Source organism: Streptomyces sp. ST2-7A (assembly GCF_021390475.1).
Lineage (GTDB): Bacteria > Actinomycetota > Actinomycetes > Streptomycetales > Streptomycetaceae > Streptomyces.
On record NZ_JAJUWS010000004.1, the window covers coordinates 19,563 to 44,047 of the forward strand.

The 24,485-nt window shown below is 73.2% G+C and carries 21 protein-coding genes; 11 read left to right on the forward strand and 10 right to left on the reverse strand.

All coding sequences use genetic code 11. The annotated features are described in order from the left end of the window. Window positions 1-168 precede the first annotated feature (168 nt). Together LZF96_RS03590 and LZF96_RS03595 are read right to left on the reverse strand one after the other, a co-directional pair. A complete protein-coding gene (locus LZF96_RS03590; RefSeq protein WP_233865546.1) occupies window positions 169-645 on the reverse strand; it encodes an ATP-binding protein in 477 nt (158 codons plus the stop codon). Between the two features lie 69 nt (window positions 646-714). After that, window positions 715-915, reverse strand: a complete 201-nt coding sequence (locus LZF96_RS03595) for a hypothetical protein (RefSeq protein ID WP_233865789.1) — start codon at window positions 913-915, stop codon at window positions 715-717. On the opposite strand from LZF96_RS03595, the gene LZF96_RS03600 reads away from it, so the two are divergent. From LZF96_RS03600 to LZF96_RS03610, 3 genes are all read left to right on the forward strand, one after another. Beyond that, entirely contained in the window at window positions 829-1,653 is an 825-nt protein-coding gene (locus LZF96_RS03600) for a helix-turn-helix transcriptional regulator (protein WP_233865760.1), read from the forward strand. The genes LZF96_RS03595 and LZF96_RS03600 overlap by 87 nt on opposite strands. Window positions 1,654-1,656: 3 nt before the next feature. Then, a complete protein-coding gene (locus tag LZF96_RS03605; RefSeq protein ID WP_233865554.1) occupies window positions 1,657-1,902 on the forward strand; it encodes a DUF397 domain-containing protein in 246 nt (81 codons plus the stop codon). A gap of 145 nt (window positions 1,903-2,047) precedes the next feature. Then, a complete protein-coding gene (locus tag LZF96_RS03610) occupies window positions 2,048-2,851 on the forward strand; it encodes an SAM-dependent methyltransferase (RefSeq protein ID WP_233865556.1) in 804 nt (267 codons plus the stop codon). Here the strand turns inward: LZF96_RS03610 and LZF96_RS03615 are convergent. The 5 genes from LZF96_RS03615 to LZF96_RS03635 form a co-directional block, all read right to left on the reverse strand. Then, on the reverse strand, window positions 2,824-3,825 hold the full coding sequence (locus LZF96_RS03615) for an STM4011 family radical SAM protein (RefSeq protein ID WP_233865558.1): 1,002 nt from the start codon (window positions 3,823-3,825) through the stop codon (window positions 2,824-2,826). The genes LZF96_RS03610 and LZF96_RS03615 overlap by 28 nt on opposite strands. Continuing rightward, a complete protein-coding gene (locus tag LZF96_RS03620) occupies window positions 3,822-5,153 on the reverse strand; it encodes an STM4012 family radical SAM protein (RefSeq protein ID WP_233865560.1) in 1,332 nt (443 codons plus the stop codon). Before LZF96_RS03620 ends, LZF96_RS03615 begins: the two co-directional genes overlap by 4 nt. Window positions 5,154-5,275: 122 nt before the next feature. After that, window positions 5,276-6,091, reverse strand: coding sequence for an STM4013/SEN3800 family hydrolase (locus LZF96_RS03625; RefSeq protein WP_233865761.1), 816 nt, complete (start codon window positions 6,089-6,091; stop codon window positions 5,276-5,278). An 89-nt stretch (window positions 6,092-6,180) separates the two neighbouring features. Continuing rightward, window positions 6,181-7,419: an STM4014 family protein gene (locus LZF96_RS03630; RefSeq protein ID WP_374203081.1), complete on the reverse strand. Its 1,239-nt coding sequence runs from the start codon at window positions 7,417-7,419 to the stop codon at window positions 6,181-6,183. Beyond that, on the reverse strand, window positions 7,412-8,353 hold the full coding sequence (locus LZF96_RS03635) for an STM4015 family protein (RefSeq protein ID WP_233865562.1): 942 nt from the start codon (window positions 8,351-8,353) through the stop codon (window positions 7,412-7,414). Before LZF96_RS03635 ends, LZF96_RS03630 begins: the two co-directional genes overlap by 8 nt. Window positions 8,354-8,628: 275 nt before the next feature. Here LZF96_RS03635 and LZF96_RS03640 point away from each other — a divergent pair, with 275 nt between their 5' ends. From LZF96_RS03640 to LZF96_RS03665, 6 genes are all read left to right on the forward strand, one after another. After that, entirely contained in the window at window positions 8,629-8,967 is a 339-nt protein-coding gene (locus LZF96_RS03640; RefSeq protein WP_233865567.1) for a hypothetical protein, read from the forward strand. Between the two features lie 231 nt (window positions 8,968-9,198). Next, on the forward strand, window positions 9,199-10,269 hold the full coding sequence (locus LZF96_RS03645) for a DUF6745 domain-containing protein (RefSeq protein ID WP_233865568.1): 1,071 nt from the start codon (window positions 9,199-9,201) through the stop codon (window positions 10,267-10,269). Window positions 10,270-10,547: 278 nt separating this feature from the next. Continuing rightward, a complete protein-coding gene (locus LZF96_RS03650) occupies window positions 10,548-11,348 on the forward strand; it encodes an SGNH/GDSL hydrolase family protein (RefSeq protein WP_233865569.1) in 801 nt (266 codons plus the stop codon). A 220-nt stretch (window positions 11,349-11,568) separates the two neighbouring features. Continuing rightward, complete coding sequence (locus tag LZF96_RS03655) at window positions 11,569-11,751, forward strand: hypothetical protein (protein ID WP_233865570.1); 183 nt, start codon at window positions 11,569-11,571, stop codon at window positions 11,749-11,751. A gap of 564 nt (window positions 11,752-12,315) precedes the next feature. Further along, a complete protein-coding gene (locus LZF96_RS26885; RefSeq protein ID WP_233865571.1) occupies window positions 12,316-13,524 on the forward strand; it encodes a sensor histidine kinase KdpD in 1,209 nt (402 codons plus the stop codon). A gap of 123 nt (window positions 13,525-13,647) precedes the next feature. Beyond that, a complete protein-coding gene (locus LZF96_RS03665) occupies window positions 13,648-14,037 on the forward strand; it encodes a roadblock/LC7 domain-containing protein (RefSeq protein WP_233865573.1) in 390 nt (129 codons plus the stop codon). 323 nt (window positions 14,038-14,360) lie between these two features. On the opposite strand, the gene LZF96_RS03670 is transcribed toward LZF96_RS03665, so the two are convergent. Further along, a complete protein-coding gene (locus LZF96_RS03670; protein WP_233865575.1) occupies window positions 14,361-16,877 on the reverse strand; it encodes an RNA helicase in 2,517 nt (838 codons plus the stop codon). Between the two features lie 192 nt (window positions 16,878-17,069). Between LZF96_RS03670 and LZF96_RS03675 the strand changes: the two genes are divergently transcribed. Continuing rightward, entirely contained in the window at window positions 17,070-17,858 is a 789-nt protein-coding gene (locus LZF96_RS03675; RefSeq protein ID WP_233865764.1) for a metal-dependent hydrolase, read from the forward strand. 50 nt (window positions 17,859-17,908) lie between these two features. On the opposite strand, the gene LZF96_RS03680 is transcribed toward LZF96_RS03675, so the two are convergent. Further along, a complete protein-coding gene (locus LZF96_RS03680) occupies window positions 17,909-19,720 on the reverse strand; it encodes an ABC transporter ATP-binding protein (protein ID WP_374203082.1) in 1,812 nt (603 codons plus the stop codon). Beyond that, window positions 19,717-21,552, reverse strand: a complete 1,836-nt coding sequence (locus LZF96_RS03685; RefSeq protein ID WP_233865577.1) for an ABC transporter ATP-binding protein — start codon at window positions 21,550-21,552, stop codon at window positions 19,717-19,719. The genes LZF96_RS03680 and LZF96_RS03685 overlap by 4 nt, the downstream gene beginning before the upstream one ends. A 1,007-nt stretch (window positions 21,553-22,559) precedes the next feature. Here LZF96_RS03685 and LZF96_RS03690 point away from each other — a divergent pair. Continuing rightward, a complete protein-coding gene (locus tag LZF96_RS03690) occupies window positions 22,560-24,476 on the forward strand; it encodes an ABC transporter ATP-binding protein (protein ID WP_233865579.1) in 1,917 nt (638 codons plus the stop codon). Window positions 24,477-24,485 lie beyond the last annotated feature (9 nt).

Sequence of the window (24,485 nt, forward strand, 5' to 3'; positions counted from 1 at the left end):
CCCGGACGGCGTTCGGTTCACCGGGCATGGTGCCATGGGACATCACACCCCGGCAGGGGTGCGACCGGCTCCCGTCGGAGACGGTCGGGGTCGGACGCGCCCGGTGTCGCGCCCCCGGGGGCGGGGGTGACCGCCCCCGGGCGCCGGTGTCACGGATGGGCGACCGCCTCAGCCGGGTAGTCCGACCGGCCCCACGGGGCGCAGCGGCAGGTCGGCCCACACCACGTGGCCGTAGCCCGACTCGCCGGGACGAACCCCCCATGAACTCGACAGCGCGACGACCAGCACCAGTCCGCGTCCGCTCTCGTCGTCGTCGTCCGGGAGCGCGGGGGCGCGGGTGGGGCCACACCCCTCACCGGACACGGCCACCCGCAGGGCGGCGCCCAACAGGCGCAACTCGCATCCGATGAAGTGCCCCCCGGTGTGCCTGAGGGCGTTGGTGACCAGCTCGGAGACGATGAGCTGGGCGTTGTCGCGGGTCTCCCCGGAGGTGTGCCACTCCGTCAGCTGCGTCCGGACCAGCCTGCGGGCCTCGGCCGCCGCGCTGCCCACCGCGGGCAGGCGGAAACGGTGCCGCGTGCCGGACAGGGGTGGGAACGGCGTGTCGATGTGCTCTAAGGGCTGAGCCCGCGGGGAGAAAGCCACGTGCCTACTGTGCTGGTTGTTCCTCGCATCCGGCAAGAGGCCAGTCTGTAAATTACAGAATCGTTCCTGTCACTCTGTCGGTTCGTCGGCCGTCATGGCAAACTTCTTTCCCATGACGGCAGTTGAAGGCAGGCGGTAGTGCCGGGCGGGCAGACCGGAGCGGGTGCGCCCACGGCGCTGCGCCTGGTGCTGGGACGACGCCTCCACGATCTCCGGGAACAGGCCGGCCTCACCTATGAGGACGCCGCCCGAGCGCTGGACGTCACCCACGCGACGATCCGCCGCATGGAGAAGGCGCAGGTGGGCCTGAAGGTCCCCTACGTCGAGAAGCTCCTGCGGTTGTACGGCGTGCAGGACCCGCAGGAGATCGACGCCTTCCTGGGACTGGCCCGGGAGGCCAACCGTCCCGGCTGGTGGCACCGCTACCGCGACGTGCTCCCCGACTGGTTCAGCGCCTTCGTCAGTCTGGAGGCCGAGGCCGACCAGATCCGGGCCTACGAGCCGCACTACGTACCCGGCCTGCTGCAGACGGAGGGTTACGCCACCGCCGTCCTGCGCGCGGGCATGCCGCACGCCCCCCGCGAGGAGATCGAGCGCCTGGTGGCCCTGCGCGTGTCCCGGCAGGAACTGCTGGAGCGCAAGGACCCACCGCTGCTGTGGGTCGTGATGGACGAGACGGTGCTGCGCCGTCCCCTCGGCCGACCCAATGTCATGCGCGAGCAGGTGGGGCACCTCCTCGAGGTGGCCTCCCACCCCCGGGTGCGCCTGCAGGTCATGCCCTTCGCCGCCGGGCTGCACCCGGCCATGTACGGCCCCTTCCATCTGTTCCGGTTCCCCGTCCCCGAACTCTCCGACGTCGCCTGTGCGGAGAGCCTGGTGGGCGCCGCCTACTTCGATCAGCGCGACGACGTGTCGACCTTTCGGGAAGCGCTGGACCGGATGTGCGCGCAGGCCGCGCCAGTGCACCGCACCGAGGCCTTCCTCGGCGCCATTCGCAAGGAGATCTGAACCATGGATCGCATCTACAACGGCATGCCCGCCCGTCTGCTCGGAGTGGAGGGGTGGCGCAAGCCCTGGAGCGGGGGCAACGGCGGCAGCTGTGTCGAGGCCCTGCGGCTGCGGGACGGACGGGTGGCCCTGCGCCAGTCCACCGACCCGGACGGCCCCGCCCTCATCTACACCCGCCACGAGATCGAGACCTTCATCGAGGGCGTCAAGTCCGGCGAGGCCGATTTCCTGCTCCCGCACACCGTCTGATCCCCTCCCCGGGACCGCCCGTCCGGCGCGGCCGCCCGGGGCCGGCGCGGCACCGCGCTCCCACCGCCCGGCGTCCCGGCCCGTACCCGGACCGGGACGCCGTACCCATCGGGTTCCACACTCACCGCTACGGAGGAACACCCCCGTGACCGACCAGGGCTTCACCCCGGACTCGATCGACACCAGCAAGCCGCATCCGGCGCGCATGTACGACTACTACCTGGGTGGCCAGGACAACTACGAGGTGGACCGTGCCGCCGCCGAGCGGATGATGGCCCTCACCCCGGACGTGCGGATCAGCGCCCGGGCCAACCGCGCCTTCCTGCAGCGGGTGGTGCGTTCCCTCGCCGAGGCGGGCGTGGACCAGTTCATCGACGTCGGCACCGGCATCCCCACCTCGCCCAACACCCATGAGATCGCCCGGGCGATCAACCCCGGGGCGCGGGTGGCCTATGTCGACAACGACCCGATCGTGTCGGTCTACGCCGGAGCCAAGCTCACCAACGCCGCCGACACCGGCTTCTTCCTCGGCGACCTGCGCGACCCCGAGTCCGTGATCGAGCACGCCGAACTGCGCGACCTGATCGACTTCGACCGTCCCGTCGCCCTGATGCTGGTGTCGGTGATGCACTTCGTGGACGACGACGCGGACCCGGCGGGCATCATCGCCGCCCTCACCGGGCCGCTGGCCCCCGGCAGTCGTCTGGTCATCAGCCACGCCACCGCGGACTTCCACAGTGCCGACATATCGGAGGAGGGCGCCGCGATCTACCGGCAGGCCACCGCGCGGCTCTCGCTGCGCTCCCGCGAGCAGATCCTGCCGCTCTTCGGGGAGTTCGAACCCGAGGAGCCGGGTCTGGTCCAGACCCCGTTCTGGCGGCCCACCGGCGAGGTGCCCGCCGAGCAGCGCTCGGTCGCCTCCTACGCGGGTGTCGGCGTCCGGAACTGACCGGGGGCTCCCCCGGGGGGCGGGCCCGGCCAACCGGCCGGGATCCGCTCCGGCACGCCGCCGTCGAAGAGCGCGTACAGCGGCAGCGTCCGCAGGTGGACGTAGCCGATGTGGCAGTCGCACAGCGCCCGCGGGCAGCCCCGCGGGCGCAGGGCCGACGCGAAGGAGCCGTCGTAGAGGTTCCCCAGCGGTGTGTCCACGAAGTGGCAGCGGCGCACCGTGCCGTCCCCGGAGACCGAGATCACGCTCTCACCGGTGCGGCACGGCGCGCCGGCGGAGGGGTGCGGCGCCCGGCTCCACTCGAAGTACGGGTCGATCGCGGACCATCGGGCCGCCTCCGCGTCGGTGTACTCCCGGCCCTCGGCGGCGTTCACCCACAGGTACACCTCCGGGGCCAGGTCGGCCCGCAGCCGGCGTGCCCCCTCCAGGTGATCGGGCAATCCCACCACGCCGACGCTGTAGCGGATCCCGAGCCCGTCCAACTCGCGGCACCGGGCCAGGAACCGGTCCCGGTCGGTCTGCCCGGGGTGATAGGTGCACCACAGGGCGGCCTTCTCCCGATCGGCCTCCGCCAGCCAACCGGTCCGTCCGCCCAGGTTGGTCTGGATCGCCACCCGCCGCACCTGCGGCAGCCGGCTCAGCTCCACGATCGCCCGCCGGTACCAGGAACGCACCAGCCCCTCGCCCCAGGGGGTGAACAGCACCGAGAGGCGGTCGCCGGTCCGCCCCGCGACCCAGGAGACGAACCGTCCCAGCGCCTCGCGATCGGCCCGCAGGGTCCCGGGGGTGTCGCGCCGCTTGGCGAAGGGGCAGTAGGGACAGTCGTAGTCGCAGGAGGCCAGCGGTCCCCGGTACAGGATCGTCAGCTCCGGCAGCGGGCCGGGCTCCCCGCCGGTCGGGGAAGGGGCGGTCGGTGGCGGGCCGATCGTCACGGGCACCGGGCCCGGACCGCCGACGGGATCCATCGGTGTCATCGGGGCAGGTACTCCTCCATCGAGGCCCGTACCGCGGGCGAGAAGAAGAGCGGACCCACGGCGTCGGAGTGCGCCAGACCCTCGGCCGAGAGCCGCAGGCGGGACCCCGCGGGGTCCCGCGACAACCATCCCCGTGCCCCCAGCACCGCCATCTCGGTGGGGAAGTGCTCGCCGGGCGGGGCACCGAACCGCGCCGCGTACCCGACCGACTCCATCCCCTCCACCTGCAACAGCGACTGCAGCAGGAACCGGCGCCGACTCTCGTCGGTGTCCATCCGGCGTCCGTGCCGGGCCACCGCGAAGTCCGCCCGCGAACCGGCGACGTAGTCGTCGATCAACCCCCGCACCCGGGGCGCGGCCACCGCGTAGTCGAAGGAGTAGTGCAACGACGAGGTGTAGGACCGGGCCCCGCATCCCAGCCCCACCATGCCGTCCGCCTGGCAGGAGTAGTCCCCGGCGCCGTCGGTCGGGGCGTCGATCCGACGGAACATCCGCATGGACACCTGCTCGTACCCCTCACCGATCAGGAACTCCACCGCCTCCCGGTACCGTGCCATCCGGTGCGTGTCGAACTCCCGACCGGCCGCCGCCGGGTCGTGACGCGCCAACCCGGTCAGGGGGCGCCGGTACAGGGGGTACAGGTACAGCTCCTCGGGCCGCCATCCCAGCGCCGTGCGCAGCGAGTGACGCCAACTGTCGGTGGTCTGGCCGGGTATGCCGTAGATGAGGTCGATGTTGAGCACCGGGAACCCGATCGATCGCACCCGGTCCAGGGCGGCGTCCACCACCTCCCGTCGCTGGGGGCGCACCGCCGCCCGGGCCTCCTCCTCCACGAAGCTCTGCACCCCGATGCTGACGCGGTCGGTGCCCCGCTCCGCGAGCACCCGCAACCGGTCGGTGGTCGCGGTGTCGGGTGAGGTCTCCACCGACAGGGGGACCGCCCGGGTGTCCACCCCCATCCGGAGCTCCACGATGTCGAACAGCCGCTCGAGCTCGCCGGCGGTCAGGAAGGTCGGCGTCCCGCCACCGATCGCGGCCGTCGCGAAACGGCCCCCGTCGCCCAGGGCCTCCCGGACCGCGTCGGCCTCCCGGGCCAGGGCGTCCAGATAGGCGGTGGTCAGCCCCTCGGGGGCGCCCACCCGGGTGAAGAGGTTGCAGAATCCGCAGCGCACCCCGCAGAAGGGGATGTGGGCGTAGAAGGAGAGCGCCCCGACCTCCTCGCCGTTCCACACCTCGCGCAGCGGCAGGGGAGGATTCAACGGCCGGTAGGCGGTTTTGTGCGGGTAGGCGTAGACGTACTGTCGGTAGGGACTCCCCTCGGCGCCCATTTCCCCGTCCGGGACGGGGACGACCGGTGACGGGACGACGAGCGGGAGGAGCCGTGCGGCGGACGCGGGGGCGGACGGCGAGGAGGGTGGGGACGCCGGCGGGGGGAACGGGGACGGGCGGTTCATGGCTCCTCGGGTGGGTCGAGAAAGAAGTGCGTGTAGGGGACGGTCCACACCACCGGGTGGCCGATGCGGTGGCCCACGTGTCCGTCCTCGCCGTAGGCGGTGCCGTGGTCGGAGCAGACGATCGCGAAGCAGGGGCGTCCCCGGCGGACGAAACCGTCCAGCAGTCGGCCCAGGTGGCCGTCGGCGTAGGCGAGGGCCGCGGCGTGGCTCTCCGGCCCGTCCCCGTCCCCCGGCGTCCCACCGGGAAGGTGGAACCAATTGGGCTGGTGGAGCGCGGAGACGTTGAGGAAGAGGAACAGTCGCCGGTCGGCGGGGGTGTCGTCCAGCACGTCCAGGGCGTGGTCCACCTGGGCGCGGGTGGAGTCGGGCGAGGCCACACCGAAGGACGGTTCCCACCGGCTCTCGCCGAACAGTCCGGGCAGCACCGAACCCAGTGGTCCACGACCGGTGAAGAACCCCACGCCGCCCACGCAGACCGTGCGGTAGCCGCGCGCCGCCAGCCCGGTGACCAGATCCGGCGCGTCGTACACGAAGGTGCCCGGTGCGGTGGTCCCGCTGCCGGGGAAGCGGGCGGCGAACAGGCGGGGGTGGGGGCCCGGAGCCTCCGGGGTGGGGAGGAAACCGGCGAACATCGCCTGGTGCGAGGCGTAGGTGAAGCTGCCCGGCGCGTGCCGGCGGGCCCACCGCCCACCGGGCATCCGGGCGGTCAGTCGCGGTGTGCGGCCCTCCCGGGCGCAGCGTCGGGCGATGTCCCAGCGCAGGGTGTCGAGGGTGATCAGCAGGATGTCCCGGGAACCCACCACCTCGTTCATGTCCGGGGCGGGGAGCAGCGCCTCCACTCCGGGGTCGGTGTCCGGGTCGGTGTCGGTCGGGCCACCGGAGGGGGGTTCGGGGAGGACGTTCATCGCGCCCCTCCCGGGCGTCCGGGCACCGGTGCCGGCGCGGGGAGGTCCGGACCGATCCCCACCGGTGGGCAACCCGCCAGGACGGCCGCCACCTGCGTCTCCCAGGTGTTCGAGTGCTCCGCCCCGCGGCCCGGGGCGCCGAGCAGACCCGGCAGCAGATCGCCGAAGGCGTTGACCTCCCCCACGCGGAAGGTCCGCCATCCGGTTCCGGGCAGCACGTCCACCCCCACCGAGAGGGTGCCGGGGAAACACCCGGCGGCGCGCTCGGCGATCCCCCACGGCTCCGCGGGATCCCCGCCGCCGGCGGGGATCCCGGCCAGGGCGCGGGCCAGGTCCCCGCGCACCCCGCCCAGGTGGAGGTTGGTCATCGGCGAGCGCGAGGTGCGCACCACCGCGTGTCCGGCCCGACCGGCCACCACGACCACCCGCAGGTCGGCCGTCCGACCGTCCTGGCCCGCCTTGGGGAGCCACCGCTCCAGGTGCAACCCGTCGGGCGCCAGGGCGTCCACGATCGCGGCGACCTCCCGCTCGGTCCGGTAGCGCCGTACCCGCAGGGAGTTGTGGAGCGAGCCGTCGGCGGCGAGTTCCACCGAGGTGGTCGCCTGTACCCGTCCGCCCCCCGCGATCTCCAGGGCCAGCACGCCCGAGGCCGAGGAGCCGTGCGCCGGTTTGACGAAGGCCCGCGACAACCCGGCGTCGCGCAGCAGTTCGCGAACCCCCGCCCAGTCGGCGGGGACCGGCGCGTCGGGGCCCGAGGTCGGTGACGCGGGCACCGGGACCCCGGCCGCCGTCAGGCGGCCGTGACACAGTCGCTTGTCGAACAGCACCGCCAGTTCGGCGGGATCGTCGAGCATCCGGGCCCCGTCGCGCCGCGCGGCCCGCCCGATGTCCCTGGCGGCGTCCGCCAACCCCCGATACCACCGGGCCGTACCCTCCACCCGGGTCGGTTCCAGTGGGCCGCGCAGCAGGCGGTCGACCACCGGGTCGCCGTCGGGGGAGTCCAACCGCACGATTTCACCGGGCAGGAAACGGACGTTCCCCTCCCGCAGGACGTCGGACCAAAGGAGCACCCGGGGTGCCGGACAGCCCGCCGCGAGGGCCGCCGCCCGGAACCCGACCGTCCGCCGGCTGTCGGGCGAGCCCACCACGACGAATCGGGGCGCCGTCACCGGGGAGCCGACCAGGTTTCCCACGTCCGGGGAACCGGGAGCCGAACGGTTCCCCGCCTCACTCACCGATGGAGACATAGCGCCACTCGTCCTCGGGGTCCTGCGGGTCGGAGAGGTCCAGGTCGACGCCGGCGGGCTCCAGTGCGGCGCGCAGCGCCGCCTGCACCGGCTCGGTCAGGAAATGGTGGTGGAGGTTCAGCCGCTTCAGATGTGTCAGCGGCTGGCCCTCCAGCAGCGCCCGCCCACCGGCGTCGGTCAACAACCCCAGTGACAGGTCCAGTTCCTCCAACTGCGCGACGACCGGAGCGGAGGAGAGCGCGGCGGCGAACTCGTCCTGCGCCTCGGCGTTGCGAAGCCCCAGGGAGCGCAGGAGGGGGAAGCGACTCCCGGTCAACACCGGCCCCAGGTCGTCCGGGGAGAGGTCGCCGCCCCGCTCGTCGACCCCCGGCCACAGCTCCAGGTGTCGCAGTTCCGGGTACTCGCCGGCGCAGACGGCCCGACCGATCTCCCCGGCCAACCCGGCGGCCTCGATGGTGAGCCGCTCCAGCCGCTCGTGCCGTCCCGGCACCCACACCAGACCCTCGCCCCCGCGCACCCGCAGCTCCCGCAGATCGGGGAGGGCCCGCAGGAGTTCCGTGGCGTCACCTTGTTGGATCCAGGACAGCTCGCTCTCCTCCTGGAGGATCTCCCCCAGGAAGAGCGCCTCCAGTGAGGGCAGCCCGGGCGCCGCCTTCACCAGGGCGGCGATCACCTCCTCCGGGCCGGCCTCCCAGGACTCCTCCCAGGTGCCGATGACGAGCGCCCGCACCCGGGAGAGATCCACCCGGGAGGCGAAATCCGTCCACGCCCCCACCATCGTGTCGAACGGCGTGTCCTCGTCGTTCCCGTCCGCGCGCAACCGCCAGGCGACCGATGCCGGGTCGGGGAGGGGAGCGTCCCCGCCGAGGTGGTCGTGGACCGGCAGGCCGTGGAAGTACCGGATGTGTTCGGTGTTGGGCATCGGGGCTCCAGCGGGAGAACGGTGCGGGACGCCCGCCCGGGACCCCGGGGCGGGCGACGGATGCGGAGGAGATGTGAACCCCCGGATCTTCGGAAGGACTTTCTACCAGGCGTCTCCGACAGGACGGCCCCGGCGGGGCGTCCGTCCCGGCTCCCGGGCGCTTCCCGGACCGATTGTCGGTGGCCCCCTCTACGTTTCCCCTCGACGACCCGCCCGGTCGACCCGCCGGTTCCGGTGCCCGGGCGGGACCCGGGCGCGACGAGGGGATGGACCGGATGTACCGACAGGGTGATGTGCTGCTCGTGCCGATCGGGGCGGGAACCGCCGAGGGGGAGCCGCCCGCGGAGGCGGAGGGGCTGCCGACCCGGCCGAGGGACGGTCGGGGGCGGATGGTGCTCGCGCTGGGCGAGGTGACCGGCCACGCCCACGCCGTGCTGGGGCCGGGCGCGTTGCGCGGTGGGAGCCGTCCCGAGGACGCCGCGGTGCTGCACCTGCCCGAGGGGGGTCGTCTGGTGCACGAGGAGCACCGGACCATCTCCCTGCCGCGCGGCTGGTACCGGGTGATCCGGCAGCGGGAGTACGTGCCGGGAGCGGTGCGGATCGTCGCCGACTGAGGTGGCGGGCCCGGCCGGCCGGGAATGCGACCGGTCGGGTGCGGTCGGGCGGTGTCGGCGCCGACGAGGGACGGGGACGCGCGGTGTCCCGTACCGACCGACACCGCGGGAACACCGCGAGGAACGGGTGGGAGACGCCCGGCCGCCCACCGGCCCGAGGGGGAACGGAGGCCGGCCGGACACCACGGAACGACGGTCCGGCACGGCCGGAACCGATGGAGGGGAGAAGCAATGGCGGTGCGGATGCGGGCCGGTGGCCCGGAGGTGGGAACGGTCCCGGGCGCGGTGCGGACCGGACGGGCCGCGATCGCCCGTACCGGACCCGCCGACCGGGCACGGGCCGAGGCGGGCGTGTGGGCGGTGTACCGGGCGGCGGGGCTCACCCCGCCGGCGCGGATGGTGTGGGCCGCCTCCCCGTTGGCGGGTGCCCGCATGGTGACGGACGGAACGGCCGACGGCACGATGGGCCCCCCGGTTCTCCGGCGGGTGCACGCCGCACCGTGGGCGGCGGCACGGGAACGGGCCCTGAGGCGGCTGGGCCCCCGTGGCTGGGCGGAGCACTGGGGGACCACCGGTGCGGTGTTGTGGGATGTCGCCGCGGCACTGGTGGGCCGGGTGCGGGCCGGGGTGGTCGAGGAGATGGTGGGCCCCGATCCCTCGTCGGAGGAGGAGGCGCGGGCACACACGGTCCTGTTGGAGGCGGTTCCGGTGCAGCGGGACGCGGCCTGGCTGACGGCCTTCGACCCCGCCGGGACGGACCTCGAGCTCGCGGGCATCGCCGAGTTGGCGGGCTCCTGCGGATGGTGGTGGCCCCGGACCGATGCCGTGGTCCTCACCGAGCCGCCCGTCGAACTCCACCGGGACGAGGCGGGGCGACCCGACCGTGCCGACGGCCCGGCCGTGGCCTGGTCGGACGGCTTCGCCCTGCACGCCTGGCGCGGCATGCCGGTGCCGGCGGAGTTCCTGGCCGGGCTGGAGGGACTGACGGCGGATCGGATCGCCGGTGAGGAGAACGCCGAGCTGCGCCGGGTGATGCTGGAGCACTTCGGATACGACCGTTACCTGCGGGAGGTGGGGGCCCGGCCGGTGCACCGCGACGAGCGGGGCACGCTGTGGCGCATCGACCTGCCGGACGACGAGCCGGTGCTGATGGTCGAGGTCGTCAACTCCACCCCCGAGCCGGACGGTTCGCACCGCGTCTACTGGCTCAGGGTGCCCCCGCGCACCAGCACCGCCGCGGAGGGGGTGGCCTGGAGCTTCGGGGTGGAGACGGCGGAGTACGCGCCGGTGGCGGAGAGCTGAGGGGCTCCGCGGCGAGTGGTCCGGGCGGAGTGCTCCGGCGCGGGGTCGGCCGGGTGCCGGGTGCCGGGTGCCGGGAACGGCGGACGCGGAGGAGAGCGCACCCGGTGCGCCTTCATCGCACGGTTGTACGGCAGGTGGTGATGGGGCGTCACCGGTAACGCATTCATGGGGGTTTCGTTGGGTTGATGCCGGCGTTTTTGGCGTGACCACTTCTCAAGTCCGTTACGCACTGGTAACAAGCTTGGGGTAACCCCCCACACCCCCACCCGGGAGGACACATGAGACTCCGTCGTCTGCTGTCGGCGGCCGTTACCGCGGTCGCCCTGCTCGGCGTCTCCCTCGCCGCCCCCGCCTCCGCCGCCGCACAGGACACCCCCGTGCGCTATGTGGCGTTGGGCGATTCCTACTCCTCCGGCGTCGGTGCCGGAAGCTACCGTTCCGACAGCGGCAACTGTCGCCGCAGCACCAGGGCCTACCCCGAGCTCTGGGCCGCGGCGAACGCCCCCGCCTCCTTCCACTTCACCGCCTGCTCCGGTGCCCGCACCACCGACGTGATGTCCGGACAGCTCGGTCCCCTGAACGCCGAGACCACCCTGGTGACCATCTCCGTCGGGGGCAATGACGCCGGTTTCGCCGACACCATGACCGTGTGTGTCCTCCAGGGCACCAACTCCTGCGTGGCCCGTGTCGCCCGGGCCAACGCCTACATCACCGAGACCCTGCCCTCCCGCCTGGACGCGGTGTACACCGCCATCCGCGAGCGGGCCCCCAACGCCCGGGTCGTCGTCCTGGGCTACCCGCGGATGTACCAACTCAACGGCACCTGCCTGGTCGGCATCAGCGAGCAGTCCCGGGCCGCGATCAACGGCGCCTCCGACAACCTGAGCGAGGTCATCTCCAAGCGCGCCGCCGACCACGGCTTCACCTACGGTGACGTCCGTCCGGCGTTCACCGGCCACGAGATCTGCTCGTCCGCCTCCTGGCTGCACAGCCTCACCCTGCCGATCGAGAACTCCTACCACCCCACCGCCGCCGGCCAGTCGGGTGGTTACCACCCGGTCATGGCCGCTCTCTCCTGAGCCGTCCCCCCACCCCGCGGGGCGGGCCGTCCCACCGTCGCCCGGTGGCGCGGCCCGCCCCGCGGTACGCCGTCACCCGATACGCTCGGAAAACGGGGCAACCCCCCGACCGGGTGTCGCGTCCCCCGTATCGGGCGGCGTTCCCACCGGCCCGGGCGGAGTCGGCTCGTCGCCGTTCCGCCGAGAGCACGGACCCGGGCGACCGGAGAAGGAGAGCGACATGTCAACGGGTGGAAAGATCGCCGTCGGGGGAGTGGTCGCTGGACTGTTCCTGTGGTGGCTGACCAACTTCTGGATCGCCGCGCTGGTGATCTTCGGTGTCCCCGCGGCGGCGTACCTGCTGTTGGACCCCTCCCAGCGCCGACGTCTGCGTCGGACCTCCCGCAAGGAGCTCGGCCGCTGATCCCGCGGCCCCCGTCCCCACCGGACCGTCCGACGGTCCCGGGGCGCCGGGGGCCGTGCGCTCTCCCGTGACCCCCTGCCGTCCCCGAGGACGGTCGGCCGGGATCGGGCACGGCGCGAACAGGGATGATCCACGGATCCGCCCATCCGGACGGATCCGTGCATGCTTCGTACACCTTGGTGCAGGTTATGTCACCCGGCGCCCACCGGCCCGTGACGGCACTACGGTTCCCGGCCATGGCCCACCCCCATCACGCCCACCCCCGACCGGGGACCGATCCCCGACCCGGGCCGGGCGGCCACGACGACCGGCCGCGGCGGGAGGTCGCCGCGTGAGACCACGCCCGCTTCCCGGTGCCACGACGTCGCCGGAGGCGACCCCGCGCGGTCGGTCCACGGCGGTCCCCCGGCGCGGCCGACCGGGGGAGCCCTCCCCCCGCCGGAGCCCGGGACGGACGTCTCCGCGCGCGAACGCGAACCGGAGCACGCTCCGGCCGGTCCCCCACCGGAGCGGGGCGCGGCCCGACGACATGCCCGTACGGTCGCCCGCCGCCGCCCCGACACCGTGCGGACGCGGCTGCTGATCGTGGTGGGCCCACCCACCGCCACCCTGCTGCTCCTGTGGCTGATCGCCGGAGCGGCCCTGCCCGCGGCGCTGCGGGACGACGGCCCCGGCCCCCTGCTGGTGCCCGTCCTGACCGTTCTCCTGCTGGTTCCACCGGTGCTCCTGCTCACCGTGATGGGCACCGGGCGGCTGCTGGCCTCCCTGGAACGGGGCCTGGCCGATCTGCGCTCGGACATTCCGGCCCCGGGCCGCGGGACGACCGGCGGGAACGCCGATCGCCCGCTCGGTGGTGAGGGGGGCGAAGCCCCCGGGGGATCCGGTCGGCCGGGCCCCGACACCTCCCCGGCGCCCCCGGTCGCCGGTGGCCGGCGACCGGCCCTCCCCGCTCTCCCGACCGTTTTCCGGGGGGCGGGGCCGCCGCCCCCGCTCCGGGAGATCGCGCTGGTGCGGGAGGCACTGGCCGAGACGAGGCGGACGGCGCCGGTCGCCGAACGCGACCGCCCCGCCGGGGACATCCGTCGGGCGGTGGTGAACGTGGCCCGCCGCAGCCGGAACCTGGTCAACCGCCAGCTGGCCCACATCGACGGGATGGAGCGTCGCACCCACGACCCCGAGGGGTTGGAGGAGCTCTTCGTCCTCGACCACCTCTCCACCCGGATGCGCCGACAGGCCGAGTCGCTGATCATCCTCGCGGGCGGTGCTCCGATCCGTACCCGGCGCGGAACCGTCCCGCTGGCGGACGTGGTGCAGGCGGCGATCGGCGAGATCGAGGACTATCGACGGGTCGATCTGATCGGGGCGCCCCGACCGTCCCTGGTGGGTCACGCGGCGACGGACATCGTTCACCTGCTCGCCGAATTGCTGGAGAACGCCACCCGCTTCTCCCCTCCGGACACCCGGGTCCGGATCGCCGACCGCGCGGTCACGGGGGGACATCTGCTGCGGATCGAGGACACCGGTCCCGGCATGTCCCCGGTCGACCTCGAGGCGGCCCGCCGGCGTGCTCGTGGCCCGCGGACACCGAGGGAGGACCTTCCGCCCGCAGGGGACCGCCTGGGGCTGTTCGTGGTCGGCCGGTTGGCCCGCAGACGCGGCCTCCTGGTGGATTTCCAGGCCTCGCCCCATCGGGGGCTCGTGGTCTCCGTGCTGATCCCGGAGGCGCTGTTGACCGCCCCGGACGCGCCCTCGTCCCACTCCGGAACCCCCTGAGCCCCCTCCCGGCGCCGGGGGCGCCCGGACGTGACGCCATGCGCTGTGCACGGATGGTTGCCCCCGGCCCCGTCCCGGGGAAGGCTGGTCCCGCAGTCACCTACGGAGAACGGGGAGCTGGGGATGGCACTGAGCACCACACTCGATTGGCTGCTGGACGACCTGGGGGAGCGCCTGCCCAGGGTCCGCCACGTCCTGCTGTTGTCCGGGGACGGTCTCGTCAACTCGACGAGTCGGGCACTGGACCGGGGTAACGCGGAGCGTCTCGCCGCGGTGGCCTCCGGCCTGCACAGCCTGGCCAGGGGAGTGGGAAGCCACTTCGCCTGCGGCGGGGTTCGCCAGACGATGATCGAGTTCGACGACGGGGTGTTGATGGTGACCTCGGCCGGGGACGGCAGCTGCCTGTGCGTGCTCACCGGGCCCGAGGCGGACCTGGGACAGGTGGGGTACGAGATGACCCTGCTGGTCAACAAGGTCGGCGAGCACATGGCACTGGCCGCCCGCGAGGCGTAGCCCGGTTCCGCCGCCCCGGGCCCGCGCCCCCTCCGGGGAAGGATCGGGTGCGCGCGGGGCGACATCCGCGCACCATCCGGGCATCACCCGCACCGCCCGCACCGCCCGCACGACCCCGTACCACCAGGCCCCTCCGGATGCCCGCCGGAGGGGCTTCCGCGTTCCCGGAGGGACGCGGCGGACCGACCGGCGCCGGTGGGCGTGCCGGTCGCACTCCCCGCCGGCACACCCACCGGGGAAGCCGAAGCACCGAGGGCGCACGGGTCTCTCCGCGCGCCCCTGATGTATCCGGCGTGCTCCCGTCCCCGGACCTCCCGCCGGGGTCACATCCGGCCGACGTCCGTCACCCGCACCACCGCGCGACCCTCCGCGTCCGAGGCCGCCAGATCCACCTCGGCCGAGATGCCCCAGTCCCGGTCGCCCGCCGGGTCGGCGAAGGTCTGCCGCACCCGCCACAGGCCCTCGCCGGCGACCTCCTCGATGCCCAGCAGAGCCGGCCCCCGGGCGTCCGCGCCGGTCCCCAACCGGTCGTACTCCTCCCAGTACCCCTCCATCGCCCGCCCCCAGGCCGCGGCGTCCCATCCGGAGTCGCGGTCCAGCTCCCCCAGGTCCGACATGCGGTGCAGGGCCGCCAACTCCACCCGTCGGAACATCGCGTTGCGCACCAGCACCCGGAAGGCCCGGGCGTTCGCGGTGACCGGGCGGGTCTGCTCGGCCCGGTCCCGGGCCTCTTCCACGGTCTCGCCCTCGACGGGATTGGCCAGTTGCTCCCACTCGTCCAGCAGGCTGGAGTCCACCTGCCGCACCAACTCGCCCAGCCAGGCGATGAGGTCCTGGAGTTCCCCGCTCTTCAGGTCGTCGGGGACGGTGTGCTCCAGTGTCTTGTAGGCGCTCGCCAGATAGCGCAGGACGATGCCCTCGGTCCGGGTCAGCTCGTAGTGCGACACGAACTCGGAGAAGGTCATCGCCCGCTCGTACATGTCCCGCACCACCGACTTGGGGGACAGCGGATGGTCACCCACCCAGGGGTGGCTCTTGCGGTAGACCCCGTAGGCGTGGAACAGCAGTTCGGCGAGCGGTTGCGGATGTGTGACCTCGGACAGCCGCTCCATCCGCTCCTCGTACTCGATGCCGTCCGCCTTCATCGCCGCGACCGCCTCGCCGCGCGCCTTGTTCTGCTGGGCGGCCAGGATCTGCCGGGGATCGTCCAGGATCGACTCGATCACCGAGACCATGTCCAGCGCGTAGCCGTCGGACTCGGGATCCAGCAGTTCGAAGGAGGCCAGCGCGAAGGTGGACAGTGGTTGGTTGAGCGCGAAGTCGGCCTGCAGGTCCACGGTCAGGCGCGCGATCCGGCCCTCCGCGTCCGGCTCCGGCAACCGCTCCACGATCCCGCCGTCCACCAGTGAGCGGTGGATGGCGATGGCCCGGCGGATGTGCCGCAACTGCTGTCGGCGCGGTTCGTGGTTGTCCTCCAGCAGTCGACGCATGGCGTCGAAGGCGTTGCCCGGGCGCGCGATGACCGCCAGCAACATGGCATGGGTGACACGGAAGCGGGAGGTCAGCGGCTCGGGGTCGGCGGCGATGAGTTTGGTGAAGGTGTCCTCGCTCCAGTTGACGAAGCCCTCCGGCGCCTTCTTGCGGACCACCTTGCGGCGCTTCTTCGGGTCGTCCCCGGCCTTGGCGAGCGACTTCTCGTTCTCGACCACGTGCTCGGGGGCCTGGGCCACCACCAACCCGGCGGTGTCGAACCCGGCCCGGCCGGCCCGGCCGGCGATCTGGTGGAACTCCCGCGCGCGCAGCGTCCGCACCCGGGTGCCGTCGTACTTGGTCAGCGCGGTGAACAGCACCGTGCGGATCGGCACGTTCACCCCCACGCCCAGGGTGTCGGTACCGCAGATCACCTTCAGCAACCCGGCCTGGGCCAGCTTCTCCACCAACCGCCGGTACTTGGGCAACATCCCCGCGTGGTGGACCCCGATCCCGTGCCGCACCCAGCGCGAGAGATTGCGACCGAAACCGGTGGCGAAACGGAAATTGCCGATCAGTTCGGCGATCGCGTCCTTCTCCGCCCGGGTGCACATGTTGATGCTCGTCAGTGCCTGGGCCCGCTCCACCGCCTGGGCCTGGGTGAAGTGCACGATGTAGACCGGCGCCTGTCGGGTCTCCAGCAATTCCGTCAGGGTCTCCGTCATGGAGGTGACGCGGTACTCGTAGGACAGCGGCACCGGGCGGGTCGCCGAGCGCACCACGGCGGTCGACCTGCCGGTGCGCCGGGTCAGGTCCTCCTCGAACCGGGCGACATCGCCCAGCGTGGCCGACATCAGCACGAACTGCGCCTGCGGCAGCTCCAGCAACGGGATCTGCCAGGCCCAACCCCGGTCGGGCTCGGCGTAGAAGTGGAACTCGTCCATCACCACCTGCCCGATGTCGGCGTCCGCGCCGTCCCGCAGCGCGATGGAGGCCAAGACCTCCGCGGTGCAGCAGATCACCGGGGCGTCGGCGTTGACCGAGGCGTCCCCGGTCAGCATCCCGACGTTCTCGGTCCCGAAGAGCTTGCACAACTCGAAGAACTTCTCCGACACCAGGGCCTTGATCGGCGCCGTGTAGAAGGTGACCTCGTCCCGGGAGAGCGCGGCGAAGTGGGCCCCCGCCGCCACCAGGGACTTCCCCGAGCCGGTGGGGGTCGCCAGAATGACGTTGGCGCCCGAGACCACTTCGATCAGCGCCTCCTCCTGGGCCGGGTAGAGCGTGATCCCCCGTTCCTCGGCCCACGAGGAGAAGGCGTCGAAGAGGGCGTCGGGGTCGTTGGACTCGGGGAGCCGGTCGATGAGGGTCACCGCTCCATCTTGCCCGTCGCCCGCCCACCCACCCAACCGGCGGGGAAGCGAAGATCGACAGGGGCTACGCTGTCCCCCGCCGGGCGGTGACGGGACGGCCCGGAGCGGCCCGATCGGCGGTTTCCCCCGCACAGGGGTGCGGGGGCCGCGGGGGACCGCGGAGCGTTGCGAGAAGGGGCGGGCCACACCACCATGATGGGACCGGCGCACTCATTGTCCGGAGCGGCAGCCTGGGTGGGGGTCGCGGTGGCCACCGCCCTGGCGGGCCATCCGATGCCCTGGCCGGTACTGGTGGCCGGGACCCTCATCTGCGCGGGAGCGGCGCTCGCCCCCGACCTGGACCAGAAGTCGGCCACCATCTCCCGGGCCTTCGGCCCGCCCTCGAAGTGGCTCGCGGGACTGGTCGACAAGCTGTCGGTCGTCGTCCACAACGCCACCCGGGGGCCGGCGGACCGACGTCGTACCGGAGGCCACCGCACCCTGACCCACACCTGGCTGTGGGCGCTCCTCATGGGCGTGGGGTTCTCCGCCGCCGCCGTCCACTGGGGACGGTGGGCGGTCCTGGCCATCCTCTTCGCCCACATGGTGCTGGCGGTGGAGGGCCTGCTGTGGCGGGCCGCCCGGATCTCCAGCGACATCCTGGTATGGCTGCTGGGGGCGGCCGCCGCCTGGATACTCGCCGACATCCTGAACAGATCGGGCAACGGCTCGGAATGGCTCTTCCCCGGTCAGCCCTACCTGTGGATCGGCATCCCCATCGTGCTGGGTGCCATGGTGCACTGCGTCGGTGACGCGCTGACCATCTCCGGCTGTCCCTTCCTGTGGCCGTTGAGGATCAAGGGGCGGCGCTGGTACCCGCTGGGCACACCGCGGTTCATGCGCTTCCGGGCCGGGGCGTGGGTGGAGAGCAACGTGTTGATGCCCGGCTTCATGGTGGCCACGGCGGCGGGCGGCATCGCGGCCCTGATGCTGGCGGCCTGAGACCGACGGGTCGGGGCCCACCGGGGCGCCGATCACGACACGAGGGGGCGTCAGCCGTGCCAGGACCGCCACAGCGCCGCGTAGGCACCGTCGGCCGCCACCAGTTCGCGATGCCCGCCCAGCTCCGTGATCCGCCCGTTCTCGACCACGGCGATCACGTCCGCGTCGTGCGCGGTGTGCAGGCGGTGGGCGATGGCGATCACCGTCCGGCCCTCCAACACGTTGGACAGGGACCGCTCCAGGTTCCGGGCCGATCGCGGATCGAGCAGGGAGGTCGCCTCGTCCAGCACCAGGGTGTGCGGGTCGGCCAGCACCAGCCGGGCCAGCGCGATCTGCTGGGCCCGGGCCGGGGGGACCGCCGTGCCCCCCGATCCGACTCCGGTGTCCAGGCCGTCCGGCAGCCCCGCGGCCCACCGCTCCGCGTCCACGGCGAGCAGTGCCGCCCACAGTTCCTCGTCCGTCGCCTCCGGGCGGGCCAGCCGCAGGTTGTCCCGCAACGGCCCGACGAAGACATGGTGCTCCTGGTTGACCAGGGCCACGTGCCGGCGTACCCGCTCCGCCGGCATCGCGGCCAGCGAGGTCCCGCCGAGGGTGATCGATCCGGCCCGGGGGGCGTGGATACCGGCCAGGAGCCGGCCCAGCGTGGACTTCCCCGCACCCGAGGGTCCCACCAGGGCGACCCGGGTGCCGGGCGGTACCCGCAGCGAGACGTCGTGCAGCACGTCGATGCCCTCGGTATAGCCGAACCGCACCTTCCGGGCGTCCATCAGCCGGTCGGCGTCCGGCTCCCACCGGTCCCCGTCCCCGGGGGTCGCCCCGGCCCGGTCCGGCCCGATCTCCCGGATGCCGACCAGACGGGCCAGCGACACCCGCGCGATCTGCAACTCGTCGAACCAACGCAGGATCATGCCGACCGGCTCCACCAGCATCTGGGCCAACAGTGCCCCGGTGACCACCCGGCCCACCGGCAACCAGCCCTGCAGGACGAAGATCCCGCCGACCGTCAGTACACCGCCGAGCACCACGACGTGGTAGACGTTGATCGCCGGGATCAGGACCGAACGCAGCCACAGGGTGTATCGCTCCCAGCCGACCCAGGTGCCGATCCGTCGCTCGGAGAGCGCGATCCGGCGCGGCTCCATCCGGTGCGCCTCCACGGTGTGGCCCGCGTCCACCGTCTCGGCCAGGGCCCCGGCCACGGCGGCGTATCCGGCGGCCTCGGCCCGGTAGCCGGCCGGGGCGCGCCGGAAGTACCACACACAGACCGCCAGTAGCAGCGGCAGGGCGACCAGGATGCCCAGCCCCAGCGGCGGGGCGACCACCACGATGCCGCACAGCAGCAGGGCGGCCCACACCACCGCGATGGCCAGTTGCGGTACCGCCTCCCGCATCGCCTGCGACAACCGGTCGATGTCGGTGTTGACCCGGGCGAGCAGGTCACCGGTGCCGGCCCGTTCCAACACCCCCGGCGGCAGGGCCACCGAGCGGACCAGGAAGTCCTCGCGCAGGTCGGCCAGCATCCGCTCGCCGAGCATCGCCCCGCGCAGCCGGACCAGCCGGACGAAGACGGCCTGGACGATGACGGCCAGGGCGAAGCCGGTCAGGATCCGTCCCGGCTCGACCCCCCGGGCCTCGTCGGCCAGGCCCTGCACCACCCCGCCCAGCAGCCAGGGGCCGACCATCGAGGCGAGGACGGCGACGGAGTTGACCGCCACCAGGATCGACAGGGCCCGGCGGTGGCGGATCAGCAGTTCGCGCACATAGGCGCGCACGGTGGCGTCGCGGGCGACCGGCAGGGTCGTCGGGTTCTCGTCCCGGCCGGGATCGTGTTCCGGGGGACGCACCCCGATGGTGGGGGTCACGCGTTCTCCTCGACGTGGACGGACCCGGTGCGGGGCCCGGTGCGGACATCGGGGCGGACGGGGGCGTCGAGTCCGGTGTCCCGACCGACCACGGCCCGGTACCGCGGGGTGTTCCCCCACAGGTCGCCGTGGGTGCCCTCGGCGGCGACCCGACCGTCGAGCAGCAGCACCACCCGGTCGGCGTGTTCCAGCAGCAGCGGACTGGAGCCCAGCACCACCGTGGTGCGGCCCGCGCGCAGCCCGCGCAGGGCGGCGCCGATCCGGGCCTCGGTGTGGGCGTCCACCGCGGAGGTGGGTTCGTCCAGCACCAGCACGGGCGGGTCGGTGAGCAGCGAGCGGGCCAGGGCCAGTCGTTGGCGTTGGCCCCCCGACAGGGACCGGCCGCGCTCGGTGATCCGGCCCAGCAGGGGGTCGTGCGCGGCCTCGGGGGAGGTGTGGGCCAGCGAATCCAACACGTCCGAACAGGAAGCGGCCGTCAGGGCGGCCTCCGGGGTCACCCGACCGGAGGCGGGAACGTCCAACAGTTCGGCGAGGGTGCCCGACAGCAGCACCGGATCCTTGTCCTGGACCAACACCGTGGCGCGGACCAGGGCCCGGGGCAGTCCGCGGGCGGGACGGTCGTCGATCTCCACGGAAGGGGTCGGTACCCCGTCGTCCTCCTCCGGAGGGTGGCCACCCAGCCGGGCGGCCAGGCCCTCGGCTCCCTCGGTGTCCCCGCAGACCACCGCGGTGAGCAGGCCGGCGGGGGCGGTCAGCCCGGTGAGCGGGTCGTGCAGGGCGGGTGCCGCCGGGCCGGCGACGTCGTCACCGGCGGGGGTGTCGGTGGCCGGCGCGTCCCCGCGGCGCATGGACAGCACCCGCACGGCGCGTCGGGCGGCGGGCCGGGAGAAGGCCCAGGCCATCGCGCCCTCCTGGAACAGGCGCAGCGGGAAGAGCAGGAAGAGCACGGTCCCGTAGACGGTGACCAACTCGCCGGGGGTGATGGCCCCGGTCTCCGCGAGCCGGTACCCCTGCCACACGACGACCAACAGCAGCGCGCCGGGGACGAGGACCTGGAGGGCGTCGATCAGCGACCACATGCGGGCGGTGTGCACCGAGGCGGCCCGGACCTCCTCGGAGGCCCGGCGGTAGCGGTCCAGGAAGAGTTCCTCGCCGCCGATGCCGCGCAGGACGCGCAGGCCGGCGACGGTGTCGGAGGCCAGTTCGGCGGCGTGTCCGGAACGGGCGCGCTCGCGGTCGGCGCGGCGGGTGGCGGCGGGCACCAGGGGGAAGACGGTGAGCATCACCGCGAGGATGCCGAGCAGCACGATGAGACCCAGCCGTGGTTCGTGGAGCACCAGGGCGGTGCACACGGCGCCGGCCACGATCACGGCCGCCGAGAAGCGCGACGCGGACTCGACGAGCCAGCCGATCTTCTCCACGTCCCCGGTGGAGACCTTGACCACCTCGCCGGCTGCGACCCGGCGGGTGAGCGCGGCCCCGAGGTGGGCGGTGCGCCGGGCGAGTACCTGCTGTACCCGGGTGGCCGCGGTGATCCAGTTGGTGATCGCACTGCGGTGCAGCATGGTGTCGGCGACGGCCATCATCAGGCCGATTCCGGCCAGCAGCAGCCCGGCACGTACCAGGCCCGCGGCCGAGGCCTCCACCGCGGCCTGCACCGCGGCGCCCACGGCGACGGGCAGACAGGCGACGGCGCCCATGTGCAGGACCCCCCAGGAGAGGGCCTTGGCCTGACCGCGGAGTTGTCGACGGAAGAGCCAGAGGAGGAAGCGGGGACCCGACCGGGTGTCGGGTTCCCCGGGGTCGGGATGCGGAAGATCGCGAAGGCGCATGACGTCCCGGGATTTCGTGCGGGTGGGAATTCGGGAAGGGGACGAGGGGTGAGGAGGCGAGGTGGGCGAGGGGCCGTGCGGCGATGACGGGCACGGTGGAGGCCGTGTCGTGCGTGGGCAACCGATCCAGGGTCCCGAGTGCCGCCCCGGGAAGCAACGGGTTTTCGGGGGTGGACGAACCTATTCGAACATGCTCGATCGTGAACGAACGTGCCGACGGGTGTGGGGCGCGGGGATCGCGGATTCCCGGCCATCCTCCGCGCGGACGGTTGACGGACCGCTGTCATGTCCGCATCATTGGGGAGCCGTCGTCGGATGGGAGCGCTCCCAAGCCGCCGGTGGGCCGCCGTTCCGTCGGTCCGACCGGTTGCCGTCCGGCGGCGGCTCCGCCCGTTGACCGCAGCCTCCGGGCGGTCCGCGGGTAGCCCCCGCATCCGTGCCGACCCCGGGTGGCCGGGGGGATCCTCCCCGCCGGCGGCACGGAAGACCCCGGGGAAGGATCCCGACAAAGTTTTCGCCCCGGGCGGCCGAAGCCGCCCGGGGCGTTTCCGGCGGGTCCCGCCTCCTGCCGGAAAGGGGCCCCGGGCGGGCTGGTGCCGCCCGGGGCGACGGAGGAGCGCTCCTTCAGGGGGGCGACGAGGAGTCTCGCTCCGTTCTGCTCCTTGGTTGCCGCAGGGGTTCGGAAGGTTGCCGCTTCCGCCGAACTTTTTCCCGTGAATTCCGACGAGGTGTGCCCGGCCGGCGTCTTCGCAGGTCAGGAGGTTTCGCGGAACCGGGCGTGGGTGGACACGGTGGAGGGGGCGGTCCGGGTCGGCGCGCGCGGGGGTTCGCCCCACCCGGACCCGCGCCCCATCCGTCTCCGTCCGCCGGGGCGACGAAGGGGGCGAAGCGGATGAACGTGATAATGATCAAAGCGGGTGCGCGTGCGTCCCCGCATCGGTGCGAGCCGGGCCCCGGACACGCGCCGGTCCGCCGCCGCCCCGGCGCCCACCCCGCGGAAGGACCCCATGCGCCCTCACGTCAACGAGCGGACGCCACCCGTTCGGCCGGCCGTCGACCCGGTGTCCCCGCATCCGACCACCCCCGTACCGCTGCGCCGCATCCTGGCCCTCTTCCGCCCCTACCGCGGACGCCTCGCCGTGGTGGGGCTCCTGGTCGGGGCCTCCTCGCTGGTCGCGGTGGCCTCGCCCTTCCTGCTCCGCGAGATCATCGACACGGCGCTGCCCGACCAGCGGGGCGGCCTGCTCACCCTGCTCGCCCTGGGCATGATCGTCGCGGCCGTGACCAGCAGCATCTTCGGGGTCCTGCAGACCCTCATCTCCACCCGGGTGGGCCAGCGCGTCATGCACGACCTGCGCACCGGCGTCTACACCAAGCTCCAGCGGATGCCGCTGGCGTTCTTCACCCGCACCCGCACCGGCGAGGTGCAGTCCCGGATCGCCAACGACATCGGCGGCATGCAGGCCACCGTCACCACCACCGCGACCTCACTGGTCTCCAACGGCACCTCGGTGGTGGCCACGATCGTCGCCATGCTCGCCCTCGACTGGCGCCTGACCCTCGTCTCCCTGGTCCTGCTGCCCTTCTTCGTCTGGATCGCCCGCCGGGTGGGCCGCGAGCGCAAGCGCATCACCGCCCACCGGCAGCGCCAACTCGCCCACATGGCGGCGCTGGTCACCGAGTCCCTCTCGGTCAGCGGCATCCTGCTGGGCCGCACCATGGGGCGGGCCGACTCCCTCACCGACACCTTCGAGCGCGAATCCCGGAGCCTGGTGGAACTCGAGGTCCGTGCCGGCATGGCCGGTCGGTGGCGAATGGCCACCATCGGCATGATCATGGGCGCCATCCCGCCCCTGCTCTACTGGTCCGCCGGAGCCGTCTCCCAACTCGGCGGTACGCCCCCCTCCATCGGGACCCTGGTCGCCTTCGTCACCCTCCAGCAGGGCCTGCTGCGGCCGTCGGTGTCCCTGATCTCCACGGGCGTGGACATACAGGCCTCGCTCGCCCTCTTCCAGCGGATCTTCGAGTACCTCGACCTGCGCGAGGACATCACCGAACGGGAGAACCCGCGACGCATCGAGCGGGCCCGCGGCGAGATCCGGTTCGAGCACGTCTCCTTCGCCCACACCCCCGACGCGCCCCCGGCGCTGCGCGACATCCACCTCACCGTCCCGCCCGGCGGTTCCCTGGCCGTGGTCGGCGCCACCGGCAGCGGCAAGAGCACCCTGGGCTCCCTGATTCCGCGCCTGTACGACGTCACCGACGGACGGGTCACCCTGGACGGCGTGGACGTCCGCGACCTGGACTTCGCCTCCCTGGCCCGCAACATCGGGGTGGTCTCCCAGGACACCTACCTCTTCCACGCCTCCATCGCCGACAACCTGCGCTTCGCCCGACCCGGGGCCGACGACGCCGAACTGGAGGCCGCCGCGCGGGCGGCGCAGATCCACGACCACATCGCCGCCCTGCCCGAGGGATACGACACCGTGGTGGGGGAACGGGGCCACCGCTTCTCCGGCGGGGAGAAGCAACGGCTCGCCCTGGCCCGCACCATTCTGCGGGACCCGCCGGTCCTCATCCTCGACGAGGCGACCAGCGCCCTGGACACCCGTACCGAACGTGCCGTCCAGCGGGCCCTGGACGATCTCTCGGCGACCCGCACCACCATCACCATCGCCCACCGGCTCTCCACCGTGCGCGACGCCGATTCGATCGTCGTCCTGGACGAGGGGCGCGTCGTGGAGCGCGGCACCCACGAGGAACTTCTCGCCCTCGGCGGCCGTTACGCCGCCCTGGTGCGCCGGGACGCGCACGCGGCGGTCGACGGCGCGGAGCCCCGGCCCCGAGGCGGGACGACCCCGGGCACGAGGGTCCCGGAGGGCGGCGACCGATCCCGCCCGCTCCGCCACGACGGGAAACGGTGAACCGTCGGC

Coding starts and splice junctions, on each gene's coding strand:
- LZF96_RS03605 (WP_233865554.1), top strand. CDS start 1,657: ATGGATCGCATCTACAACGGCATGCCCGCCCGTCTGCTCGGAGTGGAG.
- LZF96_RS03615 (WP_233865558.1), bottom strand. CDS start 3,825: ATGACACCGATGGATCCCGTCGGCGGTCCGGGCCCGGTGCCCGTGACG.
- LZF96_RS03620 (WP_233865560.1), bottom strand. CDS start 5,153: ATGGGCGCCGAGGGGAGTCCCTACCGACAGTACGTCTACGCCTACCCG.
- LZF96_RS03625 (WP_233865761.1), bottom strand. CDS start 6,091: ATGAACGAGGTGGTGGGTTCCCGGGACATCCTGCTGATCACCCTCGAC.
- LZF96_RS03635 (WP_233865562.1), bottom strand. CDS start 8,353: ATGCCCAACACCGAACACATCCGGTACTTCCACGGCCTGCCGGTCCAC.
- LZF96_RS03640 (WP_233865567.1), top strand. CDS start 8,629: ATGTACCGACAGGGTGATGTGCTGCTCGTGCCGATCGGGGCGGGAACC.
- LZF96_RS03645 (WP_233865568.1), top strand. CDS start 9,199: ATGGCGGTGCGGATGCGGGCCGGTGGCCCGGAGGTGGGAACGGTCCCG.
- LZF96_RS03650 (WP_233865569.1), top strand. CDS start 10,548: ATGAGACTCCGTCGTCTGCTGTCGGCGGCCGTTACCGCGGTCGCCCTG.
- LZF96_RS03655 (WP_233865570.1), top strand. CDS start 11,569: ATGTCAACGGGTGGAAAGATCGCCGTCGGGGGAGTGGTCGCTGGACTG.
- LZF96_RS03665 (WP_233865573.1), top strand. CDS start 13,648: ATGGCACTGAGCACCACACTCGATTGGCTGCTGGACGACCTGGGGGAG.
- LZF96_RS03675 (WP_233865764.1), top strand. CDS start 17,070: ATGATGGGACCGGCGCACTCATTGTCCGGAGCGGCAGCCTGGGTGGGG.
- LZF96_RS03685 (WP_233865577.1), bottom strand. CDS start 21,552: ATGCGCCTTCGCGATCTTCCGCATCCCGACCCCGGGGAACCCGACACC.
- LZF96_RS03690 (WP_233865579.1), top strand. CDS start 22,560: ATGCGCCCTCACGTCAACGAGCGGACGCCACCCGTTCGGCCGGCCGTC.